We start from the raw sequence: 23,430 nt of genomic DNA on the forward strand, positions 1-23,430 counted from the left end.
CGTCTCCAGCGCCGCGCCAGCGGTCGAAAACGAGGAACTGACAATGAACACCAGCCCCGCCCGCACGACGGGAGCGATCGCATGAACCGCACAGCAGCACACCGGCCTGCGAAACGGCGCCGCCGGTTCCGACATGACGACCCCGTCGCGGTCGACCTGTTCTCCGGGTTCGGTGGACTGACCCAGGGCATCAAACGAGCTGGACGGCTCGGCCTCCAGACCCAGGACGTCGCATGACGTCCCGCGCAATAGGCGGCCACCACTCCGCCCGCGCCGGATCCAACGTGTGGCTCACCCCGCCCGGCGTGATCACGGCACTCGGTGAATTCGACCTCGACCCCTGCGCCGCTGACCCGCGTCCGTGGGACACCGCCCGCCGGCACATCGCGCCCCCCGACAACGGTCTGGCCGCCGACTGGGCGGGCCGCGTCTTCCTCAACCCGCCCTACACCGAGCTGGCCGCCTGGCTCGGCAAGCTCGCCGACCACGGGCACGGAACCGCCCTGGTTTTCGCGCGCACGGAAACAAGGTGGTTCGTCGACCTCGTCTGGCAGCGCGCCACCGCGGTCCTGTTCCTCCACGGCCGACTGCACTTCCATCTCCCGGACGGCGCCCGCGCCCGCGGGAACTCCGGCGCGCCCTCCGTCCTCGTCGCCTACGGCGAACCCGACGCCGCTGCCCTGGCCCGCAGCGGCCTCGACGGCACCTACATCCACCTCACCCAGCCCGCGAAGGAGACCGCGTGACCGCCACGTTGACGGCTGTCATCTGGGAAGACCGCCACACCGACACCACCGCCCACCTGTTCAGCGACTTCGCCGACGCCGTCGCCTGGGCGTGGGAACAGGCATGGCAGATCGAAGGCCGGCGCGACCGGCCCCTGATCGAGACCCGGCAGTACCCGTCCGGCGAGGTTCGCATCAGCTACGGCGCCGAAGGCGACGGCTTGTGGATCCGCACCGCGATCGTCGACGACGAACTCACGAAACACCGAGAATAGCGGACCACGGTCCGGTTCCTGACGCAGTTATATGCACTGCTCTCTGATAGCCGAAATCCCGCACCGAAAGCGCGGACCCTACCCCGATGTGCCGGAGCGGCCCGAAAACCGCTCCAGCGTGCGATCTGCCACGTGAAATGAGGTAACCGAACATGACCTTGACCGTGACCGACTTGTTTGCTGGCGGCGGTGGCTCGTCAGAGGGCTTGCGGCAGGCCGGCTACGAGATTCGGATCAGCACCAACCATTGGCCGGTGTCGGTTGCGACGCACAAGCTGAACCATCCGGACACTGAGCATCGGACGGCTGACTTGACCAACACGAACTTCGGCAGCTATCCGCGGACGGACGTGTTGTGGGCGTCGCCGTCGTGTGTGAAGCATTCGGCGGCGTCGAAGTCGCGGCAGGGGAGTGTGGAGGACGAGTTGCGTCGGGATACGCCCGACAAGGTTGATCGGGCGACGGCGTTTGCTGTGGTGGCGGCTGCGGAGGTGCATGGGTATGAGGCGATCATTGTTGAGAATGTGCCGAAGTTCATGAATTGGGTGTTGTTTCCTGGCTGGTTGGGGATGTTGCGGACGTTGGGGTATCGGGAGCAGATCGTGAGGTTGAATGCTGCTGAGGTGGGTCCGGTTCCTGTGCCGCAGGATCGGGAGCGGGTGTTCATTGTGTTTACGCGGGATGGTGGGGTGGATTTGTCGGTGCCGGAGGTGGTGAGGACTCCGGCGACGGCGGTGTTGGATCCTGCGAATGGTTGGGATGATCCGGGGATGTCGCGGCGGTATTTGCGGCCGCAGATTGATTCGATTCCGGAGTTGGGTGTGCCGTATTTGGTGACGTATCGGCGGAATGCGCGGGCTCGGCGTGCGGATTGTTCGCAGTTGGCGACGTTGTGTGCGGGTGGCCGTCATCATGCGGTGGCGACGCGTGTGGAGGGTGGGGAGTGGTTGCGGTGGTTGTCGTCGCGTGAGTTGGCGCGGGCGCAGGGGTTCCCGGATGGGTACGTGTTTGTGGGGAACGATTCGCAGGTGAGGCGCCAGATTGGTAACGCGGTACCGGTGAATGTGGCCCGGTTTCTGGGTGAGCGGGTGGCGGTGGCGTTGGGTGAGCGGCGCCCTGACCTGCCAGTTGCAGCCTAGAGGTACCGCGATATGCGCGCCTGGGCATTTATCGCGTGTGTTTGTCGGCCAGGTAGGGGAGCATGTGTTCTGTGGGTAGGCAAAGCAGCAGTGACGGCTTGGGGTGGTTGCCGACTGGGTTGACGCCAGCGGTGTTCCGGTTGGCGCGGGTTGACCAGTTGGCGGACGAGTTGGGTGCCCTAGCGGCTGAGTGGTCGAAGAACGAGCCGATTGCGTTGGGGCAGCGCGAGTTGCCGAGCGGTGAGTGGCAGAGCTATGTGACTGGTGTGCGTCCGGTGCCGCCGTTGGCTGCGTTGCTGTTCAGTGAGGCGGTTCATCACTTGCGGTCGGCCGTCGAAAACGCTCTCCTGTTTTTGGTCGAGGAGGAGCGTGGAGTGCCGCTCGACGAGAGCGCGGCAAACAAGGTCGCGATGCCGGTGTGTAAGGACGAACGCGAGTTCGAGCGGTGGCAGGATCGGGTAGGTGGGAAGGTACCTGAACTGGGTTCGGGTTCGAAGCTCGGCGGTCGCGTGAAGTCGTTGCAGCCGTACGTTGATACTTTGAGCCGGCTGCCGTCTATGCCTAGAGTGCTTGGGGAGCTGTGGGGTGAGCCCGTCGTTTACGACCATCCGTTGGTGCTGTTGCAGCGCTATTCGAATCTGGATAAGCATCGACGGCTGCGTTTTTGTGCGAGCCGGACGTTGGTGAGCCAGTCTGATGTGCCGAGTTCGGAGAGGGCTCAGGGGTGGCAGGAGCTTACTCCTGGGACAGTGATCGCGACAACGAAGCCTGGTCGATCTATTGCGACTGATTTCAATTCGGCGTTGCTGATGGAGCGACCGGACAGCGGGGTGTTTGTCGGGCCTGTAGTGGAGCTGACGGGCTTGCACTCGTACGTCGCGGAAGTGGTTATGCCGATCCTTGTGAAGAACCTCGCTAAGATTGGGCGCCCGCCGACCGAGGTCGATCTAGGGGACACTGGGGAAACGGATGGTGAGCGGTTAGCGCGGGCGGGGAAACGGTACTCGTTTGAGCGCTGGCAAGACGGGATTGATGAGCGGATGACAGAGATGGAGATGCGGTTTCCGCGGATCCTGCCGCCGCCATCTGGATAGCGGGGGCCGTGTCGTGTGCTCTCAATTTCCGGGTTGACGTGGCGCGAGACAATTAATGTATGACCGAAAACGGGCGACCGCCCGATCCTGAACCGAACACTTCCGGCGTGGTTCGGGACCTATTGTCGCAGGCGATGGCGGAGCCTATCGACGCTGCGGTGATTGTTGGCCGGTGCGTACCAGAGTTGTTCGAGAACGGTGCGTGTCTCGCGTGTGGTGCGCTTGTAGCGGATCAGGCGGCACATGTGAATTTTCACTATCGGCTACAGGGATTCACCGAGGACGTGTCGAGTGCGTTCCAAAAGCTGAGCAAGCCGCGGAGGCGTGCCGAATGACTGACACTGCCGATGCGGTCTGCAAGGCCGCCGAATCCACGCGCGACCGCCGCGACATCGTCGACGAAATCGACGAACTCGTTGACTGGCAGCTCCAGAAGACGCCCAGCGGCTACGACCACAACATCAACCAGGTCACCTGCCCACACCCGTGGTGCGACGCCGACTGGCACGGGCTCGCGATCACCGCGCGCATGCGGGCGATGCGCCGCGCAGGCTATGTCGACCCCGACTACCGGTACGCCGCCGACGACAGTGAAATACTTTGTCCTGGCTCTGATTTCGTCGGCGAGTTCACGCCTCCCGCACCGGAACCGCCGATCCCGTATGTTCCCGGCCCGACCGAGGCGATCCGGGCAGCCCACCTGGCGTGGGGCGATGTCCTGGCCGCCGCCATCGGTCTGCCAAGCAGTGTGTGGCAGCTGCCTGACGACCCGTACAACCCGAACGAGTTGCTGGCAACAGGCGAACCGCGGTGGTGGCGGTGCGACGAACCCGAATCCCTCAACGGGCTGGAAGTCACCTGGACACGTGAACCCGAAGACGGGCTTCTCAGTGACGCGCGGTTGACCGTTCGCGTCGGCGGCCAGGTCGTCGACGTACGCCCCTCACCAGAAGGCACCACGTACAGGTACGGCGTGGACCCCGAAACCCATTTGCTGTGGGTCGAAGTGCACGCCACCCGCCGGCCAGCAGTGGGGGAGTGGCAGCCGGTCGCGACCGCGGGAGACCAAGCAGCATGACCGACACGTTCCACAGCAGCCGCGGACTTGCCCAGATCATTCCCCCGACCTTCCTGCAGCATCGGAGCATCACCATCGTCACCAGCCTGTTCCACACCCCGTACGCGCGCGCCATCCTGCTCGGTTTGCAGCGCAAACACATCTACGAAGGCACCGTCCCCGAGGCCGAGGTCGCGCGACGACGCGCCCGAAACCGTGCCGCCCGCAAAGCCCGCCGCGCCAACCGCAACAACTAGGAGCAGGCCGCATGAACCCGATCCAGGTCGGTACCGTCGAAATACTCAACGAACGCGTCTACCCCCTCGACGCGAACAGCGACCGCGGCAGTGAAGTTTTCGTTCCGCCCGGAACGTATCCGGTGTACCGGGACTGCGACACCTTCTTCTGGGTGATGACCGGGCGCATCAACGGCCGCGGCTGCTACAAGATCGGCGACGGCCTCTACGAGCTGAACCCCGGCGACTCAGCCCGCGGCCCCGAGGTCCAGTTCCCGTCGCCGACGTTCGGCGCCGACGCATTCGCGCACTTCCTCGCGAACGACCCGATCTGCCAGGAAGGCCCCACTCAGCGGCTCCGCTTCCACCTCGCCGAGGAGGCCGCCGCGTGACCCGCAAGACCTTCGCCGAGGTGCCCGGAGACACAATGAGAGATGTAGCGACGGGCGTGGGCGACGACCCAACAAACCCTGACTACTACAAGTTCCCCAACGGCGCCGAAACCATTGATCTCACCGAATGGCTTTCCTCCTGCGGAGGCCAGGCCGTGCAGTACATCGCCCGTGCCACCCGCATCGACGGGAAGGTGAAGGGCAACCCCATCGAAGACTTGCGGAAAAGCCTGTGGTTCATCAACCGAGAGATCGCGCGACTCGAAGCAGCGACCAGCAAGAAGGAGCATTAGGAGTGGCGCGAACTTGCCACCTTGACGGCTGCGAAGGAACGGTAGTTGCTCGGGAGATGTGCCGACTCCACTACCGCCGGTGGTGGCGTGCCGGGACGGTGGAGCCGCCGAAAAGCAAGACCGCGATTGAACGGTTCCACGAGTCCTATGTGCTGGCGCCAGCCCCCTACGGGCTGAAGACACCGTGCTGGCTCTGGACGAAGTCCCTCGTTCGGCGATACCCGCAGTTTAAGGTGGACGGCAAGCAGATCAAGGGGCACCGATTCGCGTACTCGACGTTCGTCGGCGCGATCGATGAAGGGCAAATCGTTCGCCACCACTGTGACATCCCGCGTTGCGTAAACCCAGACCACCTGACCGTCGGCACACACCTGGACAACGCCCGTGATCGAATCTCGCGTGGCCGACTGGGTTACCACAAACTCACTGACTCAGACGTTGCCGAGATTCGGCGCCTTCTCGCACGCGGCTACACCCGTGTTCACATCGCAGAGATGTTCGGCGTCACGAGCGGAATGGTCGGGCATATCAAATTCAACCGGCAGCGCACTCGCCCGACCCTGACCCGTGAGCCAAATCCTCCGGTCGTAGGTCGGGAGGCGGCCGCATGATCTTCGCGTTCACCGTCGCCGCCGACGCCGGCCTCGTTTGGCTGCTCGCGTCCGCCGTCGCGATCGCCAAGTTCGACACCTGGGGCGACCGACTGATCCCCGTCGCACGCGCAGCCGCCGTGACCGGGCTCGTATCGACCGCGGTGTTCGTGGTCTTGTTCGGGCTATACGCGCTCGGCATCGACATCGGGAGAACCGAATGACACCCGCCTACACGCTCACCGAGGCCGACGACGAACAGTGGATCGTCACTGGCGAACTCGCCGAACAGGTCCGGGCACGCTTGGGCGTCGGGCGACATACGCAAGTCGAGTTCCGCAACGAATGGCGTACCGAACGGTGCAACGGCGGCGGCTGCTGCAATCACATGAGTCGGGTCTTCATCGTCGAGGCTGGCGAGATCGTGAAGCTGTTTCCCGACGTCGGGTACGACGAGCCCGACGTACCGCTCGACCAGGTCTTGTTGTGGCTGGATGAGCCGCGCCTCCTGGAGGCGCGGCGAGCCGCGGAAGCGAAACACGCCGCACAGCAGGCACAGGCTGCTGCGGCCTTCGACCGAGCGGTGGTGGGGTCGATCAACGCCGCGATCGCCACCGTCGAAGCCAACAGTTACGTCTCCGACGAGGACTGGCACGACCAGGTTATGGACCAGCTCGGCGTCGGCGGCACCCGATACACCGAACGAGGAATAGGCGAATGAGGCCACCGACGCCCGAAGAGATCCGCGCCCAGTACGTCGAGACCGTGGCGCGCGCCCAGTTCGACCACTTCTGCAAGATCGCGACGTGGGAGGAGATCGGCGAGTCCGACAGGCAGACGTGGATCCATCGCCGCCGACATCTGGACCGGCGGCGGACTCCCCGACGAACCGCACCCCGCCAAATGGGACCAGGCATGTGGGCCAACCTGCACGCATCGACGCCAGCGAGACAGCCGCGTCTACCACACCTGTGCTGGCGGCATCCGGAACCAGCTCATGGTCGACCTCGGCGCAGACCTCGTCCTCGGCTTCCCCATAGGCGCCGGCTGGTCCGGCACCAAGGATTGTCTCGCCCGAGCGCGAGCCGCCGGCATCCGAGACGTTCGCGAACACCAATCCGGACCTGTCGGTGGTTCTCGCTAGAGTCCCTACCACGCCGCTATCACCCAGCGAAGGGACGACATCATGACAGCCATCACCACAGTTGAACAGCTCAACGAGTTCGTCCGCTCCAAGCAACCCCGCGCCACAATCAGCGGCGACCTCGCCAACACCCTCAACCGCCACCTAGGCACCAGCACCAGCCTCGAAGTCATCTACGAACGCAAAGAACACCGCGACATGAACCGTGACGTCATCGCCGTCACCGAAGTCCACTGGCTCCAAGTCGGCCGCAGCCGCATCGCACTCGACGACGTCCTCAACCGGGCGGGCATCGCATGACCATCCAGCGCGAACCCATCGACATCGAAGTCGCGCTCCGCATCTACCTCAACGGCTTCCAATCCGGTGTCGCATCCGCAGCCAGCGCCTTCGTGAAACCGAAGATCCCCAACCAGGTCGCCAGCGAACTCGCTGCCCGCCTCCACGCACGCATATCCGCCGACCCTGCCGCGCTAGAGACCATTCGCGACCAGATCCGCACCACCCTCGCCGGGAAGGACGCGCCGCCCCAAGTACTGCGGATGCCGAAGATGGACTGAAGCTTCCACATACCCCGACAACTAGCCTGCTACCCTCACCAACGAGGCCCCCACGCGCACGACGTTGGGGGCCTCGCCTACTTCTCGCCGGGTTCCAAGCGGATCGGGAACCCGTACGCCTTCACCCCGAACAAAACGAACCCCCGGAAACCACTCCGGGGGCTAATCGGTGCTGAACAACTCCGCGATGTCCTCGTCAGACAACCCCGCCGACCTGTACGCCTCGATCTCGGCCGCCGACAACGTAGGGCGGCGCCGTTCCTGCTGACCGAACCTGTGCGCCGCGTCGATCACCTGCCCGCCCTCACCCTCCGCGGGCGCCTGCTCCTCACTCATGCCGCCGATCCTGCCACGACCAAACCCGCCGCCCACGAGCGCAGCGCAGCGAAATCCTCGTCGAGCAAACCCTTCGCCGGGTCAACCCAATGCAGCAGCGCCCCGGGGCCGTGCGTGCGCTCGACGTACACCCGGTCCCGGTTGGTGATGTCGTCGTCCACCCACGCGAACGGCCGCCCGCCAGCGTGATCGACAAGCTCTGCGGTCTTGAAGAACGTCCCATCCGGACCGAACCGCTTCGACGTCTTCCACTCCACCACCGGCAACTCGGGCAACCCGATCGTGGGGCCGATATGCGTGTTGGCGTCGTGCTCCCACGTTGTCGCCCACCACAACTCGAACACGTCAGTGAGAGCGAGCAGCTTCGGCCCGTGCACGGGGTTGAGCCACACTCGCAGCGGTTTGATCCGCCCGGACGGCCGGTCACCATGTTGGGCCATCCAGGTCGGCGGCAGCATTCGATGCGTCTCGTACCCGGCGGGCCGCAGATGCGGTTTCGCCGCGTAGGGGTTGAGCGGGCCGTCCACATCCAGATACAGCAACGGCCGCGTCGTCACGGCGCCTCTCCTACACGGATGCCGCGCCGGTCCGCCCAGGCCTGCAACTCCTGGGCCGACATCACTCCGGCCGACCAGCGACCGAACTGCTCGGCGGTCATGCCGAGATACTCCGGCAGTGAGCGGACGTCGTCCGACTCGTGCCATCGCTCCGTCAAACACTCGACGACATCATCCAGCAGGTTCACGATCGCAGTTCCCTGCCAGCGGTCGGGCCCGCAGCCTCATGCTTCACGCCCGGGAAGCCCGCTAGGGCACCGCACCTCGCGCAGTACCGCTCTCTGATATGGCTCACATCTCCCCAGCTTTCAAGGAGCGCCGGGCTAGGCATCGTCTGCGCGCCACAGAGGGCCGACACCCCATTGGGATCTACACTGAGGTGGAAAACCCAGGTCGAGGCTATGGATTCGACAATCTTCATGCTGCTCACGCTTCACTTCGTCGTGATCGCCACGCGGGCGTAGTTGGCCAGGTCGTACAGTTCGTCCCACCAGCCATAGAACTCGTTCACGTCCTCACCATGGGCAAGGTGATCGTCCACGATGTCACGCACCCCTTCGAACTCGTACGGGTCATCGTTCCGGTACCAACGGGTTGCACGCAACCGCTCCACGATCGCGTCCCGCCGCTGAACGAAGGTCATCGCGTCGTTGTGGAAGACACCAGCGAGATTGATCGTCTCGGCCCACACCGGCACGCCCGCGGCGACCCGTCTCCTAGCCAGCTCGTGGACGGCGACCAGGTGATCAACTGAACGCGGCATTGGCACGCCCCCCGTCCGTGTTGTCGAGCGCTTCGAGGAACGCGTCATGTCGGTCCTCGTCCTCGTCCTCGTCGTAGTCGTCGTCGTCTTCTTCGACGGTCGGGCAGCCGCACCTGGTGCAGCGCAATTCGTCGGTGTCGTCGTACACGAAATCGGTGGTGCGTTCACAGGTGATGCAGTAATCAGTCATGCCTTCTCTCCTCCGGCCGCGGGTGGATTGTGTTGGTGGGTCGGCAGGCGTGCGACGCTCCGCCCCAGTGCATCAAGGAACGAACGCGCCTTCTCCCCGCCGGCCCGCAGAACCTCCAAGGTGTACCTCGCCGTCCGCACCAGGCTCGCCATGATCGCCTCGACCGCAGCATCGACCGGACCATGCGCGGAGGCCGGGTCGTTCACGGCAGCCCCGTCGAGGATCTGGATCACCTCACGCAAGAAGGCAGGGTTATCGGATATGGAACCGTCAGGTACGGAAGGCATTCAGGGCTCCTGGAGGCCGATTGGGTGTGTTGATGGCTTGGACGCTGTTCGGTCGGGCGCGGTTCCCTCAATCGTGGGGTGTGGTGGCTGTCGCTCGCGGGGAACGTCGTTGGTCCCCTCTGCACGCCGTTGTGCAGGGCGCCAGCCACCACGGGCAGGTGGTCAGCAGAATTCGGCACCGAAGAACGGGTGCCCGCCCACATCCCGCCAACGACGGTCGCTCGGCAGCTCCGACGACGGCCAGCGTGGCGTCATGATGAAGTCCACGTGCGCGGGGCGGGCGACAGCATCGGGCCAGAAGTCTCGGAAATCCACCTCATAGCCGCTCTCCGCCACGATCGTCACATCGTCACGGGTGAGGTAGTCCCGCCACGCCTGCACAGTGGTCAAGCCGAGGTCGCGGTGTCCCCGGAACAGGAACTCGGTGCCGCCCACGTACTGGCCGATGTGTAGACCCTCGTCATCGGCGGGCGTTTCTGCGGTGCGGGCGTAGTAGTTGACGCTCACGTCTGTAGTCCTTCCGGCCTGATGTTGCGTTGACGTTATGTGGCGGACAGATATTCGGCTCTGGCAGCCGGCGGCGCGGGCGTGGCGCCGCTACCGGGCTCCTCGTGGTTGTCGGGGGTGGGTCAGCGGTTGATGCGGTGCAAGTCGTGGGCGGCGACCTGGATGGTGCGGCCCTGGTTGGTGGTGACGTGCACCCACTTGCGGCCCACCAACTGCACGTCCCCGTACTCGTGCCCGCTGGCGCGGGCGGGGGAGCCGGGCAGGATCGCGACGCGGTCGTGGCGGCGGATGCGGGTTCCGGTGTGGTCGGTCAACGGGGGCTCCTTCAGGAGAGGTGGAGGGCCGGGACGGTGTGCCCCGGCCGGGGCGGGTGGGTCAGGCGGGGTATGCGTCCTCCGTCTCCGGCGCGGTCGGGTCCGCCATTCCCTGGTCCGTGTCGGTGGGGTCATCCGAAACGCGGGTGCCGATCCTGTCCAGCACGTCCGCGTAGAACGCCGTGCCGTTGTGGCGGTTGTCGGGGTTGACCAGGCTGACGGAAGGCCGGCCGTCCTGCGCGGTGCCGAGTCGGGCGACGCGCCACGTCCGGCCGTTGATGCGGACGAGGTCGCCGACGCTGTAGTTGCTCATGGGGGAGTCCTTCGGTAGGGGCGGGTTGGTCAGGCGGTGACCAGGTGGGCGGTGCGGGCGTAGGCGGCCAGCCCGTCAGTGAGTGCGGGGTCAGTGGGGGAGTAGGCGTACACGTGCACCGGGCGCCCGTTACGCACCACCCACACCTTGCCGGGTTCGATCCCGTGCAAGCCCAGAAACGCGGCCTTCACCTTCTTCCCGGCTGGCGAGCTGTACCGGCGGACCTGGTCACTGTCCGCGCCGAGCCCCGTCATGTGGGTGCTGACCGTCACCAGGCGGCCGGTGTTGAGCGCTTCGGTGATCTGGGGGCCGTTGAGGAACCGGGCCACCGCGGCGGCTAGCAGGCGCCGGACGCGTCGCACGTGCGCCTTCACGGCGGCGAGACGGGCGGCGCGGGCCGGACGGTAGATGGTGACGGTCATCGGAGCGGTCCTTCCAGGCGCAGGGGGGAGGGTCAGGCGGTGTGCCGGGCGGTGGCGATCTCGGTGGCGCGGGCGCGGAGCGCGTCGGCGAGGCCGGTCGTGACCTTCACCGGGGTGCCGCCGGGAGCGGTCACCATGAGGGCGTAGAGGGCGCCCCAGTGGGTGACGTGGTAGCGGACGCCGTCGGCGCCGATGGCGGCGTAGCCGTCGTGGCGGGCGGTCCAGCCCGAGAGGGCGGGGGCGGGAACGGTCCAGGGATCGACCGCGGCCGGGGCGATGGGGCCGAGCACGTCAACCAGGGCGGCGTCGGGGGCGTCGACCTCGGCGGTGTCGCGGGCGGGGGAGAGGGTGGTGGTCATCGGGGGCTCCTTCGGTGAGTGGCTGATGACTAGAACAGTACACCAAGTGTACGACGGAGACAACAGTATTGAATCAACAATCAGTAGCCGGCTCATCTCACTCGCCGGCGTCATCGCCTCCGGCGGCACGTCCCTGGCTGCGCGGGATCGACGCCAGGATGTCGCCCAACACGGCCCGCACTCCTGGCTCCAAATCCTGCAAGATCAACCGAACACCGGTCCCGCGATCATCGACCAGGGCGGGTAGAACCGTCTCAACCAACCGCATCGCCGTGTTGTACAGGTCGGCGCGCGATAACCCGGTTTGAGCAGCGAGTTTCGCGGCATAGGCGGCAGTTCCGGGGGATTGGGTGAACGTGAGTCGCCGGTCGGCGTCGCGGCGTCGCGGCTTCCCGGCGGTCACGGCGGACCGGCCTTCACGGGCGGCGTGGGGATGGTCAACGGGGTCTCCTTCATCGACGTGGACAGCTGGCGCGGGCCGGGGCTGTCGAAGGGGTGTGTGGTCTCGAATCTGTCACACAGCATTGCATTGATACTAAACCTGTGTATAGGATCACAACAACACTTCCGGCTGGCACCGGATCAACTCACCGAAAGGGAACCGCGATGGACGACTACGAATGGACGCCCGTCATCTGCGACGCCTGCAACGGGCAGGGCTGCCGCGCCTGCGGCGACACCGGCGAACTCACCGTCCGCATCTACCTCCACGAGGCGACCGCATGACCATCACCGAGCAGGTCCGCCAGTTCCTCGACACCAACGACGACCGCGTCACCGGCCGCATCGGCGCCACCCGCCTGTTCGGCGACACCTGCGACGAATGCGGCGAACCGTCGCTGCTGCTCACCGAAACCCGCACCCCCCAAGGCCGCGGCGCCATCGTCGCGGGCGGCATCTACTGCCTCGACCACGGTGTCGAAGCCGTCGACCAGCTCACCTGGTCCGACGCCGAACAGATCACCGTCACCATCCCCGCCCACCTGCTCGCCACCGACCTCGCAGCCTAGAAAGGGCGCCGATCATGGGCTACTTCATCTACGACTACGTCGACCCAGGCCGGGTCCGCGCCGACCTCAAGATCCCGGTGGGCGACAGCCGCGTGACCCTCGACATCGACTGGGACGCAAGCGATTTCGCTGACACATGGTGCGATGTTCACCGCAACCGTCCCGCCGCGGTCCACGTCACCTACTGGCGGCACGACGGTGACGTGGCGGAGCTGGCGTTCAGTTGGGGTGTCGCTGCGGAGAAGATCGCTGAGATCCTCGCGGACGCCCGCGTAGACGACGACGCCGGCATCGACATCAAGGTCAACGCGTGGTTCCTCGTGTACGCGCTCCCTGAGGCGGTGGCGGCGTGACCCTGCATACGCGCGTCGCGATCGTCCAGAAGATCGACCCGAAGGCCGCCTTCCAGTTGGCGTTGTCCGCTATCTGCACGGCCGCGGGTGAAGAGCACCGCATCGAGACCGCCAAGGTCAACGAGCCAGAGGACTATGGGCGGGACGGCGTCCTGTGCATCGGAACGGTCATCGGGCAGGGCCTTCCTGGCATCGTCGAGTGCGACTTCCGAACCGGTGGCCCGCTGTACGCCGAGGACTACTACGGCAACGACGAGGACACCGAGCCCGATGACACCCGCTGGCTGTGCACGCCAGCGTGCTGGCTGGAGATCGGTTGGGACACCGGCTACGGGTACCGAAGTCCAGAGGGGTTGGGCTGCTCCGCCCTGCACGCTCGCGCAATCACCTTCATGCACAAGGCGCTGTCGGAGATGGGCATCGAGATGCGTTGGTACAACGAGTTCGACGCCAGGTGGCATCCCGGCATCGAGAATCTGGACACGCTGAGCGCAGCTGGTCTGGAAGCGGACCTGTGGTTTCGGACCACGGCTCTTCCTGCCATCAACTCCCTGATCTCGCAGTACATGAGGGAGGTCTGACCGCGTGATCACCCGTCATGACGATGTCCACCGTGTCACCCACTACGGTGCCGCGCCGCTGGTCGACCACGCCGGATACAGCGTCGAGGTCGGCGTCGAAGACGGCTCCGACCTGATGTCCATCCGTGTCGGGCTCACCGACACCCCCTGCCACGCCATCCGCGCTGACCTCCCCACCGCCGCAGTCGCCGAACTCCGCGACCGGTGCGACGCGTTCCTCCACGACCACCAGGAGCCGCAATGAGATTGCCCGCTGACTGGACCGCTGCACGCGCCTCCGGCTGGTCCGCTCTCCACCACCTCATCCACACCCCTTGTGGATTCCGCACCAGCATGGCCTACGACCTGATCCTCGACGGCCCGTTCGGCGCAAACGACGCCCGCCAGGTGGTCTACGGCCACACCTGCGAGGACGGGGATCTGTCGTGACGAATCCGAAGCCGACACCGGTCGAACAGCACCTCCGCGAGCAGCTTTCGACCGCGCTCGACCGATTGCGGGCGATCGAACACGACCTGCGATGGGAGAACCAGGGCATGGCCGCCGCCCTCGTCGCCGCCGTCGCCGACCAAATCGAAAGAGACGCAGCATGAGCTACTACCACGGATTAAACGAGGTTCTGTCGTGATCCAGTCCAGCCACACAGGCCAGCGAGGCCGCGCCTACGACGCCCACCGCGGGATCCACGGACACATCCGCGTCGCGGGCGCGTCCACCCGGCTCATCGTCGCCACCGACGCCAGCTACAAACACGGCATCGGCGGATTCGGATACTTCACCCGCAACGGCTACTGGGGACTCGCCACCCGCCACTCCGGGCGAGGGCGGCTCGCCGCAATCCGTGACCACGGCACCGGCTCCCTCGTCAACGAAATCCGCGCAGTCGGACTCGTCATCGAACACTTCCCCGGACGCGCGATCAAATTCCTCATCGACTCCACCGCCGCCATCGACCACCTCCACTCATGGCAAGCCGGCCACACCGACCGCATGCCACGCGGCTACAGCCTCCGCCCGCGTGTGCGAGGTGACGCCACACCTGCCCTCGTCCGGTACGCCCACCAGATCGCGGGCCGCACCGATCTGAAATTCGTGCACGTCGCGGGACACAGCGGTCACCTGATGAACGAGGCCGCCGACACCCTCGCCACCATCGCCCGTACCGCCCTGACTTCACCCGGTGACGAGTACGTGCTCGGGGAACGAGCGGCCAGCGTCGCGGCAGCCTTCCTGTACGCGATCCACGACCCCAACAAGCTCGCGGTCGCCGCTTGAAAGCCTCCGACCCCGCCGCGGTGACCACCCAATGGACAGCGCGCCGTGCGGCCGGGCCAGGAGGAGGAGCGCGGCGCCCGAGATCGACCCCCACATCTCTCGGGCGCCGCCCCTACCAACCACTTCGATCAAACCGGACAAACGATGACCCGACATCCTCATGCCCAGCCGTCGCCGCGAATGCGGCGACGTGATCGCCGTCCCGGCCTGGATCGCCCGACCCCTCCGAATCAAGGAAATCTGATGACCACCTACAACATCCCCCTCATCCGCCGAGTGTACGACCACCTCGTTCGCTACCCGATCGAACACAACCAGTCCTCGTGGATGACCTGCATCGCCGGACACACCATCCGCATCCACGGCGAATACGCGCTCCTGCGCACCGGCAACCCGCTCACCGACGGCTTCCAATCCATCGACTTCCGCACCGGCGCCCTGCACGACACCGAAGAACTCGCCGCCCGCCTCCTCGGCATGGCCGACGAAGAAGCCTGCGGACTGTTCACATGCAGCGAACAAGACGCCATCGACTGGCTCGGTGACATCAACGCCGCCTACGAAACCACCATCCTCGACGCGCTCGCCGCCGACATGATGGAGACCGGGTCGTGAGCGCCGTCGGCGGGTACACATCCCGCTCCTACCAAGTCGTGGAAGACCTCGCCGAACAAGCCGACCGCGCCAACCCCGCCGACCGCGACCGAGCAATCCGCGACTACGTGCAAGCCCTCCACGCGCTCGCAGCCATCCGGAAAGCAACCGACGGCCCACCCGCAGTCACGCCGTTGCAGGCAGCTCGGCGGGAACGGAAACGCATCCTCGCCAAGGCGCGCACCGCCCGGAAACCACGCCGCAAGAAACTGGTCGCCGCATGATCCGCACCGCGACCAACGCCACCATCGAACTCGGCACCGCCACCACCGACACCGGCATGTACGCGCTACTCCACATCAACGACCACGGGCGCCGCGTCACCATCAGCCTCGACGACCGCGAGATCCGCGAACTGATCGGTCACTGTGTGACCGCCTGGGGGCAGCTACACCACCACAACTGAAACCTGTGTGACCCGGGAAGGGGGCGAGGAGAAATCCTCGCCCCCATTCTTGTGGTCGCACTATTGCGTTCGCATAGCATCGACACTACAGTTTCGGATAGACACTCAAGCTTTGATCCAGCGTATAGCAAGGACACAGCAAATGACCCCAAACGCACGCCGCGCCCTCCACGCCCTCGCGTGGATCGCCGCTGTACCGCTCGTGATCATCGGCGCCCTCGCCGCCACCATCATCGCCGCAACGGCGGTGAACGCGTGAAACACCCCACCCCCTACACCAACGCCCCCTGCACCCAACCCGCCGTCTTCGAACGCTCCCGCCAAACCCACACCCACCCGTGGGACTACTACATCCCCGCCGAAACCCCCGCCCAGCAACGAGCCCGCCACACCCGCATCGTCCGCCTCTGCCAAACCTGCCCAGCCCTCACCCATTGCCAGGAAAAACGTGAACGTGTCCTCCGCGGCATCGACCGCAACCCGTGGACCGGTGAACGCATCCACATCCAAGGCGTCATCTGGGCCGGCCGCATCCACCCCGACAAGGAGCCCGGCCCCGACGTCCAGGACGCGCTGCTCACGCGGGAGGACATAGCGGCATGACCCACGAACTGGCCAGCATCCGATTGAAAGGCTGCACGCATGTGGCGGCCTGCGAGTGCGGTGACCGGTTCAAAGCGTCGACACCCGAAGCGGCGCGGCTCGGCTGGTACATGCACCGCATCCGCGCCTCGAAACCGGAATGCCCACACCCGCGGAAGAAGCGGTACGGGACTCGCGTGGAGGCAGAGAACGCGATCCGCCGCCAGATCCGTAACGCGTATCCGGGCCGTCGCCCTTCGGCCACTTACAGGTGCCCGTCGGGGCAGCACTGGCACACCACATCCACTCCTGAGCCACAACGGAGGCCCGCATGAACACCCACACCCACGAACGCACCGACAGCATCGCATCCTTGGAGTACGAGCTGGAATGTGGAAGCAGCTTCCATGTTGGTCCGCATCAGCGCGCTGACTTCTGGATCGACGCGCACGGTTGCGACGAGTGCGTGATGTGCAGCAAGTGCCTTGAGATCCTGCGCACGTCACACGCCGACAGCGACCGGATGTTGGGCCGTTTCAAGTGCTCGTTATGCATGGTCGCGTTCCCGTCCTGGATGGTCGCTGTCACGGTGGTGCCGCTGTGACCGCACCTGCTGAAACCCTCACCTCGATAGAGGAACTGGACCACACACCAATGTGTGGGCTCGTCCAGCACAAAGGCGCCCCTGCTGTGGCGAGGCACTGGATCAACCAGCACGGCTGCAACGATTTCCTCGCCTGCGACACCTGCCTGAACCGGCTGATGGCCAAGCTTCGGTTCTGGCTCGGCAACGGCTGGGAGCTCGAATGCGTGCACTGCGGCACGGTGGCCCGCGCCATCGACGACATGATCACGGTGAGGCCGCTGTGACCATCCACGACCTGCCGAAACTCGAAACCCCTACCTGCGACAGCCGCATCCACGAATTCGGCCCCTTCGCCCCCGCACCCACCGCCGACTACTGGGCCGACTGGCACGGCTGCCACCAGGCGTTCGCCTGCCGCGCCTGCCTCACCGCCATCGCCGACCGATTCCCACGCCCCATACCAATCAACTGCGGCGGCTGCGAACAAGCCTTCACCCAGCTCGCCGACTACCTCACCTGGAGGCCACTGTGACCGCCCTGGTGCGTATCGATCTGCCGTGGACGTCGCCGCCGCTGTCGATGAACGACCGCGGGTACACGCGCGGCGCCGCGATGGCGAAAGCTGCGAAAACCCGCGAGATCCGCGAAACCATCATCGCTCTCGCCACGCAGGCCAAGCTCCCGCGGCTCGTCGCGCACGCCGCAGTGCAGTTGCACTATCAGCCGCGCGACAACCGCCGCCGCGACACCGACAACCTCGTCGCGACGCTCAAACCGATCGCCGACGCCCTCACCGTTTCGCGCGCATCCAAACGCGGCACGGTACCCGGGTACGGGCTCGTGCTCGACGACACCCCGCAGTGGATGGCCAAGCCGGAACCGCTCATCCACCCAGCCGTGAAGGGCGAAGGCGGGCGCATGTGGATCGAAATCACCTACAGCACAACGGAAGAGGCGGCATCATGACGACAGGATTCTATGGCGTCGCCGTGTGGCATCCGAAGCATGAAGTGAATGTCGGCACGCTGTGGCGGTCCGCGATGACGTATCAGGCGTCGATGCTCGCCACCATCGGATCGCGGTACAAGCCGCAAGCCTCCGACACGTGCAGAGCGCACAACGCGATCCCACTGCACCATTACCACGACATCGACGACCTGATCGCACACCTGCCGTACGGTTGCCCGCTCGTCGGGGTCGAACTCGACGACCGCGCTGTCTCCCTCCACGAGTTCCCCCACCCGGTCCGCGCGCTGTACCTGCTCGGCGCCGAGGATCACGGGCTGCCCGCTGCCGTGCTCGACCGCTGCCACCACGTCGTGCAGATCCCGTCCCCGTCGCCGTGGTCGCTGAACGTGGCCGTCGCCGGGAGCCTGGTCATGCATGACCGTTGGTCCAAGACCGGCGGGCTTCGGACGGTGAACGCGTGAACAGCGAATCCGTAACACCGCCGCCGTCCTCGCCTGCGACGTCACGTGACGAATACCGGATCACCTACCTCGACCCCGGCACGGGGGAGGAGTACGTGCTTCTCTCCGACTCGGCGCTGTGGCGGGAGAAACGCAACGGGCTCCGAAAGGCCGGATTCGCCGTCGTCGTAGAGAAACGCCGCGTCCAATACGGCGTCTGGCAAATCGTAGGAGATGACCAATGACCGATCGCGACATGCTCACGCTCGTACGCAAGCCGTGGCTGACCGCAGAACCCCAGTCTATCTGGGACATCAGCGGCCAATACCCGTACGGCAGGTCATTCACCCACTGCCTGGCGATGGTGCTGCCGCACGACGTCACGGACGGGCACCGATTGTTCGAGCTGCTTCCACCCGCGGGGTTCGGTCTTGGCTCACACATCTCACCCAACTGGATCACCCACGCCCGCCGCCTCGTCCTCGTCGAGGCATCTGAGCCGCGGGTCACCTACTTCGAGGATGAACAGGATCTGCTGCGATGACCGCCACTGCACCCCCCGACTTCGCCTACCTCGAACGCGCGGAAAAGCTGATCCGCGACCTGCCCGCGGGCACCCGCTTCGCGAACGCCGATATCTACGCGCGAATGCGAGCCGCGGGCTGGCCCGACATGGCCGAACCCCGGCGCTTCGGTCCGATGGTGCAACGGCTGTGGCGGGCAGGCGTCATCGAAAAGGCCGGCGTATCCGCGACCACCACCCGATCCCACGGCGGGGTCGCCTCCATCTGGCAACGCAGCACCACAGGAGACCCGGAATGACCTCGATGAAGGCCCTCGCTGTGGCCGCCGCCGTCACGCTGGCAGCGCTCGGGCTCACCGCCTGCGGCGACGACCGCTGGTGCGAACACGACGACACCGACACACGAGTCGCCGACTCCTACTGCGCCGCCGACACGCCTGGCTACGAGTGGGAGCCCGACTTCGACGACCACCACCAGAAGAAGCCCGCCATCAAAAAGCCCACCCCGACCAAGAAGGCCCGATGAGCATCCGATTCCGCGTCGCCCGCGGCGACCTCGCAGACGCAGCCACCTGGGTAGCGCGTAGCCTCCCGAGCCGCCCACCCGTCCCCGTGCTCGGCGGCGCCCACCTGCGCGCCGACGACGACGGCCTCACCATCTCCGTCTTCGACTACGAGGTGTCCGCGCAAATGCGGATCGCCGCCGAGGTCGCCCACGACGGCGAAGTGCTGGTGTCGGGGAAGCTGCTCGCCGACATCACCAAGGCGCTGCCGAACAAGCCCGTCGACATCACCTTCGACGGCAGCCGAGTCCTCATCGCCTGCGGCAGCGCGAAGTTCTCCCTGCCCACCATGCCGGTCGAGGACTACCCGAAACTGCCCGACGTCCCCGCCCGGAGCGGAGAGCTGGCCGCGGACCTGTTCGCGACCGCTGTCAGCCAGGTCGCTGTGGCGGCCGGCCGGGACGACACCCTGCCGATGCTGACCGGTATCCGCGTCGAAATCGACGGCGCCGAGGTGACGTTGGCGGCGACCGACCGGTACCGGTTGGCGGTGCGTACGCTCGAATGGTCGCCGACCGACCCGAGTGTCGAAACCCAGGTTCTGGTTCCCGCCCGGACTCTCGCCGAAGCGGTGAAGGCGCTGGAATCGGCGGCGCCCGCCCGGTTGGCGATCGACGACAGCATGTTCGGACTGGTGAACGCCCGCCGCCGCACCACCACACGCCTGCTGGATGCCGAGTTCCCGAAGTTCCGGCAGTTGCTGCCGAAGGAGCACGCGTCAGTGGCGACTGTGTTCGTCCCGGATCTCGTGGACGCGATCAAGCGTGTGGCGCTCGTCGCCGAGCGGGGCGCACAGGTGCGGCTGGAGTTCAGCGAGGACGGATTGCTGCTGTCCGCTGGCGGCGACGATGCGGGCCGCGCCGAGGAAGCGGTGCCCGCCGAGTTCCGGGGCGAGCCGCTGACGATTGCGTTCAACCCGGGCTATCTGATGGACGGGTTGACGGCGTTGCATTCGATTAGTGTTATGTTCGGGTTCACGACGCCGACGCGGCCCGCCGTGCTGGTGCCCAGCGGCGACGTCGAGGTGAAGGAGAGCAGTGGCGGGTTCGCTGCGCTGTCTGGTCCATTCGTGTACATGCTGATGCCCGTGCGGATTCCGGCGTGACCGGTCCCGCAGTTGGGCCGACACCGTAAGTAGCTTCTCGGTTGCTTCAGGTAGAAACCGGTGCGTCTCATGGAATCAGCCGTTAGGCTCAAACCCCTTGCAGCCAAACATGATGCGAACGGGGACGGGCATGGCTGAACCAGAGTTGACCGACGCGGAGAAGCGGAAACTGAGAAGGATGATGGCGGCCCCGGCCCCGAGCCTCCTAGACAAGGCGAAACCCTTCCTGGCGGGGGCTGCCACGACAATCGTAGTGATCTCGGGGGTCTATTTCGGCTGGGTCAATCTGAGACAAACTGACGAGTCCAACCAGATCAGCATCCAGGGCAACCAAGGCAATGTCACGGTTGAGGCGGTCTTCAGCGGTCCTGACAAGGACGAGCCCGGCAAACAGAAGATTCAGACCGAAGGCAAACTCACCGACAACATGCTTCGAACGCAGCCCAGCTACATTCGGTTGACCGTCAAGAATAGTGGCCCCCAGAAGGTGTCGGTCGAGGACATCGGCCTTCAGTTAGGTGGGGGCCGCATGGCATGGGCAACTGAACTAGCGGAAAAGACGCCCATCCACGGCTGCAACCCCAATGATGATTGGGACAACATATTATGCGAGGGTCTGTTCCGGAAGGAGATCGACGGTCCGGGAGCGTTCACGTTCGACTTTCCGATCTTCCCGCATGTAGATGAGCTTCTGCAGAACGGCGGGGCGGAACCGGATGGCATCAAGTTCAAGTTGAAGACGTTGGGTGCAGGGCAAGACGAGAAAGAGGTGCTCACCAAGTTCCATATCGCATAGACCTGCGTTACCAGGTTGACTGCCCGGTTACCGTTGAGGTGACCGGGCAGTTTACGTGGGAGGACAAAATCAGATGAGCGTTCACGGCAGCGCCGAATTTCAGCGGATCGCGAACCAGAATACGGTCCTGCGCGGTCAGGTCGGGTCCGGGCTCCACGGCGTCACCACCGGCGCCGACGACCGCGACGAAATGGGCGTGTGCATCGAGCCTCCCGAATACGTGATCGGGCTAGACCGGTTCGAGCAGTACATTTTCCGAACCCAACCGGAAGGCGTGCGTTCGGGTGCCGGTGACCTCGACCTGACCGTGTACTCGCTGCGGAAATGGGCGCGACTGGCCGCGCAAGGAAACCCCACCGTGTTGCTGCTGATGTTCATCCCCGAACAGGAAATCGTGGTTACCAGCCACGTCGGCCGCGATCTTCAAGCCCACCCCGACCGGTTCCTGTCCCGGCAGGTCGCGGACCGGTTCGCCGGCTACCTCATGTCGCAGCGAGACCAGATGCTGGGCGTGAAGTCGAAGAAACACACGAACCGGCCCGAGCTGGTGGACGTGTACGGATTCGACGCAAAGTTCGCCTATCACATGGTCAGGTTGGGTGTGCAGGGTGTGGAGCTACTGACCACGGGGCGGATCACGTTGCCGATGCCGGAACCTGAGCGGGCGTGGCTGACGGAGCTGCGGCACGGGCTGCACACGAAAGAGGAAGCGTTGGAACGGGCTGCGGACCTGCTGGCGCAGTTGAACCACCTGTCGCTGCATGCGGACCTGCCGCCTGAGCCGGACTTGGCGCGCATCAACCGGTGGCTGATCGACACATATCTGGCGTGGTGGGAACGTGGCGGCCGGATCGTCGGACGGAACTCTGCGGCTGTGTGTGAAATTGCCGGTTGAGCTGCCAGGCGAGATCTTGGGTGGACCAATGACAGTCGAAATCGCGGAATTCATCGAGGCCAGGCTCAGGGAGTGGGAGGCGCTGGCCAGGGATTCGACAGAGTTGCGGCGGGTGACGGTGAAGTATCCGGCCAAGCGACCGCCGTGGGAGCCCGAGCGGTGGGAGCTTGACGAGTTCCGAGACCTAGTTTCGGTGAATGGGCGGAATCCGCCGATGTGCGAGGGGGAGTGGGGTGGGGGTCCGCGTAGTGTCGATGTTGCGTCGTTGATCGCGGAGTTCGATCCTGCGCGCGTGTACGGGCTGGCGCAGGTGTTTCGAGCGTTGTTGGCGCTGCACGAATGTCGGCCGCCGTCGAAGTATATGCCGGTCGCCTGGTGCGACCCCTGTCACGGTGACGGGTATGCGGCTGGTCCGGGCTGGCCGTGCCAGACAGTGCGGTATATCGCCTCCATCTGGGGAGGCCACTCGGATTATCGCGACGAATGGCGGCCGTGAAACGGTATCGGTTTCGGCGTGAATTCTCAGGTTGACGTGGTCGGTTAGCCTTGAATTAACGAGGCAAGGGAGAAACCGATGAGCGGCTTGAACAGCCCGGTCGAGTACGGCGATGACCCATTCTTGCCCGACGATCTGGGGGATTTCTACGACATGGATTGCGAGTTCGAGCCCGATGAACCGGATTGCGATTAGCGGTGTGGCGTTGCTGGCAGTGTTTGTTGCGTGGCTTGTGTGCCTGCCTCCTATTCTTGGTCGCCTGGTGGCATCGTCCACAGGCATCAACGACGTCCTCGCCGATGAGTAGCCGGGCGCGAGTGCGCATCACCTGCGTATCCCACGGCTGCGAACTATGGGATGGTCCACCACTCGCTGCCGCCGATATCCGCGCACTGCAAGTCGTCCACGCGCTCATGCACACACGACGTCCACTCACAACCAAGGACCTACTCGGAGACCAGGAGTAGCTGTGTTGATCGCGGTTCTGTCCATCGCCGTTTCGATTGCCGCCGTTGCTGTCAGCGCCTGCTCGATCTACTGGTCGTGGCGACTCGGCCGGGCCACCAAGGTCGCCCTCGCCCGTCTCCGAGATGAGCAGCAAGAGCGTGAGAGGGCGCGCGACGGCCTTGCTTGACGACTACGA

At 65.3% G+C, this 23,430-nt stretch carries 51 protein-coding genes and 1 pseudogene; 39 read left to right on the forward strand and 13 right to left on the reverse strand.

Annotation, left to right across the window (positions count from 1 at the left end):
• Window positions 1-81: 81 nt before the first annotated feature.
• The 14 genes and pseudogenes from AMO33_RS32755 to AMO33_RS28740 form a co-directional block, all read left to right on the forward strand.
• Window positions 82-204, forward strand: a pseudogene (locus AMO33_RS32755) (DNA cytosine methyltransferase); the annotation flags it as partial.
• 29 nt (window positions 205-233) lie between these two features.
• Window positions 234-746: a DNA N-6-adenine-methyltransferase gene (locus AMO33_RS28685; RefSeq protein ID WP_060594919.1), complete on the forward strand. Its 513-nt coding sequence runs from the start codon at window positions 234-236 to the stop codon at window positions 744-746.
• Window positions 743-1,000: a hypothetical protein gene (locus AMO33_RS28690; protein ID WP_060594920.1), complete on the forward strand. Its 258-nt coding sequence runs from the start codon at window positions 743-745 to the stop codon at window positions 998-1,000. Before AMO33_RS28685 ends, AMO33_RS28690 begins: the two co-directional genes overlap by 4 nt.
• A 152-nt stretch (window positions 1,001-1,152) precedes the next feature.
• Window positions 1,153-2,139 carry a DNA cytosine methyltransferase gene (locus AMO33_RS28695; protein ID WP_060594921.1) on the forward strand — a complete coding sequence of 329 codons (987 nt, stop codon included), beginning with the start codon at window positions 1,153-1,155 and terminating at the stop codon, window positions 2,137-2,139.
• A 158-nt stretch (window positions 2,140-2,297) separates the two neighbouring features.
• A complete protein-coding gene (locus AMO33_RS28700) occupies window positions 2,298-3,233 on the forward strand; it encodes a hypothetical protein (protein WP_139337612.1) in 936 nt (311 codons plus the stop codon).
• A gap of 331 nt (window positions 3,234-3,564) precedes the next feature.
• Window positions 3,565-4,311 (forward strand): hypothetical protein, encoded by a 747-nt coding sequence (locus tag AMO33_RS28705; RefSeq protein WP_060594923.1) that lies wholly within the window; start codon window positions 3,565-3,567, stop codon window positions 4,309-4,311.
• Complete coding sequence (locus tag AMO33_RS28710) at window positions 4,308-4,547, forward strand: hypothetical protein (protein WP_060594924.1); 240 nt, start codon at window positions 4,308-4,310, stop codon at window positions 4,545-4,547. The genes AMO33_RS28705 and AMO33_RS28710 overlap by 4 nt, the downstream gene beginning before the upstream one ends.
• Before the next feature lie 11 nt (window positions 4,548-4,558).
• The gene (locus tag AMO33_RS28715; protein WP_060594925.1) at window positions 4,559-4,918 is read left to right on the forward strand and encodes a hypothetical protein; all 360 of its coding nucleotides are present in this window, start codon (window positions 4,559-4,561) and stop codon (window positions 4,916-4,918) included.
• Complete coding sequence (locus tag AMO33_RS28720; RefSeq protein ID WP_240327345.1) at window positions 4,915-5,211, forward strand: DUF3310 domain-containing protein; 297 nt, start codon at window positions 4,915-4,917, stop codon at window positions 5,209-5,211. Before AMO33_RS28715 ends, AMO33_RS28720 begins: the two co-directional genes overlap by 4 nt.
• A 233-nt stretch (window positions 5,212-5,444) precedes the next feature.
• Window positions 5,445-5,822: an HNH endonuclease gene (locus AMO33_RS30770; protein WP_205317779.1), complete on the forward strand. Its 378-nt coding sequence runs from the start codon at window positions 5,445-5,447 to the stop codon at window positions 5,820-5,822.
• Window positions 5,819-6,025 (forward strand): hypothetical protein, encoded by a 207-nt coding sequence (locus AMO33_RS28725; RefSeq protein WP_060594926.1) that lies wholly within the window; start codon window positions 5,819-5,821, stop codon window positions 6,023-6,025. The genes AMO33_RS30770 and AMO33_RS28725 overlap by 4 nt, the downstream gene beginning before the upstream one ends.
• The gene (locus AMO33_RS28730; RefSeq protein ID WP_060594927.1) at window positions 6,022-6,522 is read left to right on the forward strand and encodes a hypothetical protein; all 501 of its coding nucleotides are present in this window, start codon (window positions 6,022-6,024) and stop codon (window positions 6,520-6,522) included. The genes AMO33_RS28725 and AMO33_RS28730 overlap by 4 nt, the downstream gene beginning before the upstream one ends.
• A 465-nt stretch (window positions 6,523-6,987) precedes the next feature.
• Window positions 6,988-7,245: a hypothetical protein gene (locus AMO33_RS28735; RefSeq protein ID WP_060594928.1), complete on the forward strand. Its 258-nt coding sequence runs from the start codon at window positions 6,988-6,990 to the stop codon at window positions 7,243-7,245.
• Window positions 7,242-7,505, forward strand: a complete 264-nt coding sequence (locus AMO33_RS28740) for a hypothetical protein (protein WP_060594929.1) — start codon at window positions 7,242-7,244, stop codon at window positions 7,503-7,505. The genes AMO33_RS28735 and AMO33_RS28740 overlap by 4 nt, the downstream gene beginning before the upstream one ends.
• 162 nt (window positions 7,506-7,667) lie before the next feature.
• Here AMO33_RS28740 and AMO33_RS31855 read toward each other — a convergent pair whose 3' ends face one another.
• From AMO33_RS31855 to AMO33_RS32760, 13 genes are all read right to left on the reverse strand, one after another.
• Window positions 7,668-7,841, reverse strand: a complete 174-nt coding sequence (locus tag AMO33_RS31855) for a hypothetical protein (protein WP_159005519.1) — start codon at window positions 7,839-7,841, stop codon at window positions 7,668-7,670.
• A complete protein-coding gene (locus AMO33_RS28745; protein ID WP_060594930.1) occupies window positions 7,838-8,398 on the reverse strand; it encodes a hypothetical protein in 561 nt (186 codons plus the stop codon). The genes AMO33_RS31855 and AMO33_RS28745 overlap by 4 nt, the downstream gene beginning before the upstream one ends.
• Window positions 8,395-8,586, reverse strand: coding sequence for a hypothetical protein (locus tag AMO33_RS28750; RefSeq protein WP_060594931.1), 192 nt, complete (start codon window positions 8,584-8,586; stop codon window positions 8,395-8,397). Before AMO33_RS28750 ends, AMO33_RS28745 begins: the two co-directional genes overlap by 4 nt.
• A gap of 245 nt (window positions 8,587-8,831) precedes the next feature.
• Window positions 8,832-9,167, reverse strand: coding sequence for a hypothetical protein (locus tag AMO33_RS28755; protein ID WP_139337611.1), 336 nt, complete (start codon window positions 9,165-9,167; stop codon window positions 8,832-8,834).
• Window positions 9,145-9,351 (reverse strand): hypothetical protein, encoded by a 207-nt coding sequence (locus AMO33_RS28760; protein ID WP_060594933.1) that lies wholly within the window; start codon window positions 9,349-9,351, stop codon window positions 9,145-9,147. The genes AMO33_RS28755 and AMO33_RS28760 overlap by 23 nt, the downstream gene beginning before the upstream one ends.
• A complete protein-coding gene (locus AMO33_RS28765) occupies window positions 9,348-9,593 on the reverse strand; it encodes a hypothetical protein (RefSeq protein ID WP_139337610.1) in 246 nt (81 codons plus the stop codon). The genes AMO33_RS28760 and AMO33_RS28765 overlap by 4 nt, the downstream gene beginning before the upstream one ends.
• A gap of 207 nt (window positions 9,594-9,800) precedes the next feature.
• The gene (locus AMO33_RS28770; protein ID WP_060594935.1) at window positions 9,801-10,145 is read right to left on the reverse strand and encodes a hypothetical protein; all 345 of its coding nucleotides are present in this window, start codon (window positions 10,143-10,145) and stop codon (window positions 9,801-9,803) included.
• A gap of 122 nt (window positions 10,146-10,267) precedes the next feature.
• Window positions 10,268-10,459, reverse strand: coding sequence for a hypothetical protein (locus AMO33_RS28775; RefSeq protein ID WP_060594936.1), 192 nt, complete (start codon window positions 10,457-10,459; stop codon window positions 10,268-10,270).
• 61 nt (window positions 10,460-10,520) lie between these two features.
• Window positions 10,521-10,772, reverse strand: a complete 252-nt coding sequence (locus tag AMO33_RS28780; RefSeq protein ID WP_060594937.1) for a hypothetical protein — start codon at window positions 10,770-10,772, stop codon at window positions 10,521-10,523.
• A gap of 29 nt (window positions 10,773-10,801) precedes the next feature.
• Window positions 10,802-11,194: a hypothetical protein gene (locus tag AMO33_RS28785; RefSeq protein WP_060594938.1), complete on the reverse strand. Its 393-nt coding sequence runs from the start codon at window positions 11,192-11,194 to the stop codon at window positions 10,802-10,804.
• Between the two features lie 32 nt (window positions 11,195-11,226).
• Window positions 11,227-11,553, reverse strand: coding sequence for a hypothetical protein (locus tag AMO33_RS31215; protein WP_060594939.1), 327 nt, complete (start codon window positions 11,551-11,553; stop codon window positions 11,227-11,229).
• 97 nt (window positions 11,554-11,650) lie between these two features.
• Window positions 11,651-11,956, reverse strand: a complete 306-nt coding sequence (locus tag AMO33_RS31860; protein WP_139337609.1) for a hypothetical protein — start codon at window positions 11,954-11,956, stop codon at window positions 11,651-11,653.
• The gene (locus AMO33_RS32760) at window positions 11,953-12,078 is read right to left on the reverse strand and encodes a hypothetical protein (RefSeq protein WP_255266230.1); all 126 of its coding nucleotides are present in this window, start codon (window positions 12,076-12,078) and stop codon (window positions 11,953-11,955) included. Before AMO33_RS32760 ends, AMO33_RS31860 begins: the two co-directional genes overlap by 4 nt.
• A 197-nt stretch (window positions 12,079-12,275) precedes the next feature.
• Between AMO33_RS32760 and AMO33_RS28795 the strand changes: the two genes are divergently transcribed.
• The 25 genes from AMO33_RS28795 (at window position 12,276) to AMO33_RS31885 (ending at window position 23,421) form a co-directional block, all read left to right on the forward strand.
• On the forward strand, window positions 12,276-12,563 hold the full coding sequence (locus AMO33_RS28795) for a hypothetical protein (RefSeq protein WP_060594940.1): 288 nt from the start codon (window positions 12,276-12,278) through the stop codon (window positions 12,561-12,563).
• Between the two features lie 14 nt (window positions 12,564-12,577).
• On the forward strand, window positions 12,578-12,916 hold the full coding sequence (locus AMO33_RS28800; RefSeq protein WP_060594941.1) for a hypothetical protein: 339 nt from the start codon (window positions 12,578-12,580) through the stop codon (window positions 12,914-12,916).
• The gene (locus AMO33_RS28805) at window positions 12,913-13,497 is read left to right on the forward strand and encodes a hypothetical protein (RefSeq protein ID WP_060594942.1); all 585 of its coding nucleotides are present in this window, start codon (window positions 12,913-12,915) and stop codon (window positions 13,495-13,497) included. The genes AMO33_RS28800 and AMO33_RS28805 overlap by 4 nt, the downstream gene beginning before the upstream one ends.
• Window positions 13,498-13,501: 4 nt before the next feature.
• The gene (locus tag AMO33_RS28810; RefSeq protein ID WP_011210518.1) at window positions 13,502-13,741 is read left to right on the forward strand and encodes a hypothetical protein; all 240 of its coding nucleotides are present in this window, start codon (window positions 13,502-13,504) and stop codon (window positions 13,739-13,741) included.
• Window positions 13,738-13,926: a hypothetical protein gene (locus AMO33_RS31865; RefSeq protein WP_139337608.1), complete on the forward strand. Its 189-nt coding sequence runs from the start codon at window positions 13,738-13,740 to the stop codon at window positions 13,924-13,926. The genes AMO33_RS28810 and AMO33_RS31865 overlap by 4 nt, the downstream gene beginning before the upstream one ends.
• Window positions 13,923-14,090, forward strand: a complete 168-nt coding sequence (locus tag AMO33_RS31870; protein WP_159033826.1) for a hypothetical protein — start codon at window positions 13,923-13,925, stop codon at window positions 14,088-14,090. Before AMO33_RS31865 ends, AMO33_RS31870 begins: the two co-directional genes overlap by 4 nt.
• A gap of 31 nt (window positions 14,091-14,121) precedes the next feature.
• Complete coding sequence (locus AMO33_RS28815; protein WP_060594943.1) at window positions 14,122-14,772, forward strand: ribonuclease HI; 651 nt, start codon at window positions 14,122-14,124, stop codon at window positions 14,770-14,772.
• Between the two features lie 243 nt (window positions 14,773-15,015).
• Window positions 15,016-15,387, forward strand: a complete 372-nt coding sequence (locus AMO33_RS28820; RefSeq protein ID WP_060594944.1) for a hypothetical protein — start codon at window positions 15,016-15,018, stop codon at window positions 15,385-15,387.
• A complete protein-coding gene (locus AMO33_RS31875; protein ID WP_139337607.1) occupies window positions 15,384-15,650 on the forward strand; it encodes a hypothetical protein in 267 nt (88 codons plus the stop codon). Before AMO33_RS28820 ends, AMO33_RS31875 begins: the two co-directional genes overlap by 4 nt.
• Window positions 15,647-15,832 (forward strand): hypothetical protein, encoded by a 186-nt coding sequence (locus tag AMO33_RS28825; protein WP_060594945.1) that lies wholly within the window; start codon window positions 15,647-15,649, stop codon window positions 15,830-15,832. The genes AMO33_RS31875 and AMO33_RS28825 overlap by 4 nt, the downstream gene beginning before the upstream one ends.
• Window positions 15,833-16,087: 255 nt before the next feature.
• Window positions 16,088-16,435, forward strand: coding sequence for a hypothetical protein (locus tag AMO33_RS28830; RefSeq protein ID WP_060594946.1), 348 nt, complete (start codon window positions 16,088-16,090; stop codon window positions 16,433-16,435).
• 310 nt (window positions 16,436-16,745) lie between these two features.
• Window positions 16,746-17,018 carry a hypothetical protein gene (locus tag AMO33_RS28835; protein WP_060594947.1) on the forward strand — a complete coding sequence of 91 codons (273 nt, stop codon included), beginning with the start codon at window positions 16,746-16,748 and terminating at the stop codon, window positions 17,016-17,018.
• Window positions 17,019-17,104: 86 nt separating this feature from the next.
• Complete coding sequence (locus AMO33_RS28840; RefSeq protein ID WP_060594948.1) at window positions 17,105-17,284, forward strand: hypothetical protein; 180 nt, start codon at window positions 17,105-17,107, stop codon at window positions 17,282-17,284.
• A complete protein-coding gene (locus tag AMO33_RS28845; RefSeq protein ID WP_060594949.1) occupies window positions 17,281-17,532 on the forward strand; it encodes a hypothetical protein in 252 nt (83 codons plus the stop codon). Before AMO33_RS28840 ends, AMO33_RS28845 begins: the two co-directional genes overlap by 4 nt.
• Window positions 17,529-17,966, forward strand: a complete 438-nt coding sequence (locus AMO33_RS28850; RefSeq protein ID WP_307583923.1) for a RusA family crossover junction endodeoxyribonuclease — start codon at window positions 17,529-17,531, stop codon at window positions 17,964-17,966. The genes AMO33_RS28845 and AMO33_RS28850 overlap by 4 nt, the downstream gene beginning before the upstream one ends.
• Complete coding sequence (locus tag AMO33_RS28855) at window positions 17,963-18,430, forward strand: RNA methyltransferase (RefSeq protein ID WP_060594951.1); 468 nt, start codon at window positions 17,963-17,965, stop codon at window positions 18,428-18,430. The genes AMO33_RS28850 and AMO33_RS28855 overlap by 4 nt, the downstream gene beginning before the upstream one ends.
• Window positions 18,427-18,654, forward strand: a complete 228-nt coding sequence (locus tag AMO33_RS31880; RefSeq protein ID WP_139337606.1) for a hypothetical protein — start codon at window positions 18,427-18,429, stop codon at window positions 18,652-18,654. The genes AMO33_RS28855 and AMO33_RS31880 overlap by 4 nt, the downstream gene beginning before the upstream one ends.
• Window positions 18,651-18,953: a hypothetical protein gene (locus AMO33_RS28860; RefSeq protein ID WP_060594952.1), complete on the forward strand. Its 303-nt coding sequence runs from the start codon at window positions 18,651-18,653 to the stop codon at window positions 18,951-18,953. Before AMO33_RS31880 ends, AMO33_RS28860 begins: the two co-directional genes overlap by 4 nt.
• On the forward strand, window positions 18,950-19,231 hold the full coding sequence (locus AMO33_RS28865) for a hypothetical protein (protein ID WP_011210501.1): 282 nt from the start codon (window positions 18,950-18,952) through the stop codon (window positions 19,229-19,231). Before AMO33_RS28860 ends, AMO33_RS28865 begins: the two co-directional genes overlap by 4 nt.
• On the forward strand, window positions 19,228-19,458 hold the full coding sequence (locus AMO33_RS28870) for a hypothetical protein (protein WP_060594953.1): 231 nt from the start codon (window positions 19,228-19,230) through the stop codon (window positions 19,456-19,458). Before AMO33_RS28865 ends, AMO33_RS28870 begins: the two co-directional genes overlap by 4 nt.
• Window positions 19,455-20,600, forward strand: coding sequence for a DNA polymerase III subunit beta (gene dnaN / locus AMO33_RS28875; RefSeq protein WP_060594954.1), 1,146 nt, complete (start codon window positions 19,455-19,457; stop codon window positions 20,598-20,600). The genes AMO33_RS28870 and dnaN overlap by 4 nt, the downstream gene beginning before the upstream one ends.
• Before the next feature lie 130 nt (window positions 20,601-20,730).
• Window positions 20,731-21,396: a hypothetical protein gene (locus tag AMO33_RS28880; protein WP_060594955.1), complete on the forward strand. Its 666-nt coding sequence runs from the start codon at window positions 20,731-20,733 to the stop codon at window positions 21,394-21,396.
• A 73-nt stretch (window positions 21,397-21,469) separates the two neighbouring features.
• Complete coding sequence (locus AMO33_RS28885; protein ID WP_060594956.1) at window positions 21,470-22,291, forward strand: DNA polymerase beta superfamily protein; 822 nt, start codon at window positions 21,470-21,472, stop codon at window positions 22,289-22,291.
• Window positions 22,292-22,319: 28 nt separating this feature from the next.
• Window positions 22,320-22,787 carry a DUF6221 family protein gene (locus AMO33_RS28890; RefSeq protein WP_060594957.1) on the forward strand — a complete coding sequence of 156 codons (468 nt, stop codon included), beginning with the start codon at window positions 22,320-22,322 and terminating at the stop codon, window positions 22,785-22,787.
• A gap of 469 nt (window positions 22,788-23,256) precedes the next feature.
• A complete protein-coding gene (locus AMO33_RS31885) occupies window positions 23,257-23,421 on the forward strand; it encodes a hypothetical protein (RefSeq protein ID WP_159033827.1) in 165 nt (54 codons plus the stop codon).
• Window positions 23,422-23,430: the final 9 nt, after the last annotated feature.

Source organism: Nocardia farcinica (genome assembly GCF_001182745.1).
Taxonomy (GTDB): Bacteria; Actinomycetota; Actinomycetes; order Mycobacteriales; family Mycobacteriaceae; genus Nocardia; species Nocardia farcinica.